Genomic DNA, 1,674 nt, shown 5'->3' with positions numbered 1-1,674 from the left:
ACCTGCCCCTGCCGCAGCGGCTGGCGCTGTACCGCACCCTCACCGCCTGCGGCATCGACCATGCGCGACGGTATGGCCAGCGCCTCAACCAGAGCGCCGGCGCGGCCAGTTTCAAGCGCCAGCGCGGCGGCATGCCGGTCATCGAGTACAGCGCGGTCGATGCGCGCCACCTGCCGCTGCGGCGACGCCAGCCGATCGCCGCGCTCGGCGCCCTGACCCGGCGCATCGGTGTCCCGCTGATGCGCCAGTACCGGCTGTGAGGCCAGGCAGCGCCAAGCCCGAAGGCGGGCCGTAATCGTTTTCAGCGTCGATCGCGCATGCCGCGTCGGCTGCCCGACACTGGCACTGGCATATACTTTGCTGCATCTGCAACACCTCATCGCCGCTGCGGCCCGGAACATCTGTGGAATGGATTGCGCATCTGGCCCATGCCGGCACCTTGCTGATCGTCAACGCATTGCTCGCGGCGGTGTCCTCGGCGATGTTCCTGGCGCTGTACGTCACCGGCCGCAAGGAACGGCACGCCCGCAGTCTGTTGCTGCTGACGCTGAGCTACGCCGTGTTCACCCTGGGCTTCGGCACCCTGCTGGCGCCGGCCTGGCACTACATGGACGTCTGGGTCGCGCCCGCCGGCAACGTCACCCTCGACGTGGCCACCGCACTGACGCTGTTGGCGGTAAACGCCTACCTGCGACGCCCGCTGCTGCAGTGGACATTGCTGGTCCCGGTCGCGCTGCTCTGCGCGCTGGAACTCTACAGCCTGCACTACACAGGCCTCGATCACCGCATCATGGTGATCTTCGGCGGCCTGGTACGCGGCATGCTGACCCTGGCCACCGCGGTGGCGCTGTGGCGACACGCCGACAGCACCGTGCGCACGCCGGCGCGCTTCACGGCCGTCTTCCATTTCCTGTGGGCCGGCATGGTCGGGCTGCGGGTGGTCTGGTGGGCCTTCCATCCCGACGTCGATACCAGCTACGACCCGACCACCAACTTCGGCCTGCTCTCGCGCATCGTGCTGACCGCCAGCATCACCCCCGGCTTCCTGTGGATGCTGACCCGCGAAATGAACGCGGAACTGCGGCGGCACGCCTCGCAGGATCCGCTCACCGGGGTGACCAACCGCCGGGTGATGTGGGAGCGCGGCGAGGCGGCGACCCTCGATGCCGCACGCAAGCGGGCGTCGATCGCGGTGCTGATGATCGACGTGGACCATTTCAAGGCGATCAACGACCGCTTCGGCCATGCGGTCGGCGACCAGGTGCTGGTCGCCATCGCGCAGACCCTGACGCAGCACATCCGCATGCCGGACCTGCTGGCGCGCATCGGCGGCGAGGAGTTCATGGTGCTGATTCCGCAGGGCGACGAGGCGTCGGTGCGCGATCTCGCCGAACGCCTGCGGCGGCGCATCGAGCAGCAACAGATCGATGCCGCGCCGGAGGCGCCGCTGGTGTGCACGGTGAGCATCGGCTACTGCCTGTCGTCGCCCGGGGCGCAGGCGTCCTGGCAGACCCTGGTGCTGGCCGCCGACCAGGCGCTGTACGCGGCCAAGCGCGCCGGCCGCAACCGGGTCGCCGGCACCACCATCACATGAACGCGCGCGGCGCGCGGCACACCACGCGCGTGGCGCCGGCGGCATGAGCGCCTGGCATCCGTCCCTGTACCGGCAGTGGT

General features: G+C 69.5%; 1 protein-coding gene and 1 pseudogene. Both read left to right on the top strand.

The window, feature by feature from the left end; translation table 11 throughout:
- Nucleotides 1-260: pseudogene (locus D183_RS25580) on the top strand (hypothetical protein); the annotation flags it as partial.
- 143 nt (nucleotides 261-403) lie between these two features.
- Nucleotides 404-1,594 (top strand): GGDEF domain-containing protein, encoded by a 1,191-nt coding sequence (locus tag D183_RS0121500; protein ID WP_017910815.1) that lies wholly within the window; start codon nucleotides 404-406, stop codon nucleotides 1,592-1,594.
- Nucleotides 1,595-1,674 lie beyond the last annotated feature (80 nt).

Source organism: Xanthomonas sp. SHU 199, assembly GCF_000364665.1.
Taxonomy (GTDB): Bacteria; Pseudomonadota; Gammaproteobacteria; order Xanthomonadales; family Xanthomonadaceae; genus Xanthomonas_A; species Xanthomonas_A sontii.
Note: the sequence above shows the minus strand (reverse complement) of the source record. Positions and strands in the feature narration are given on the sequence as shown.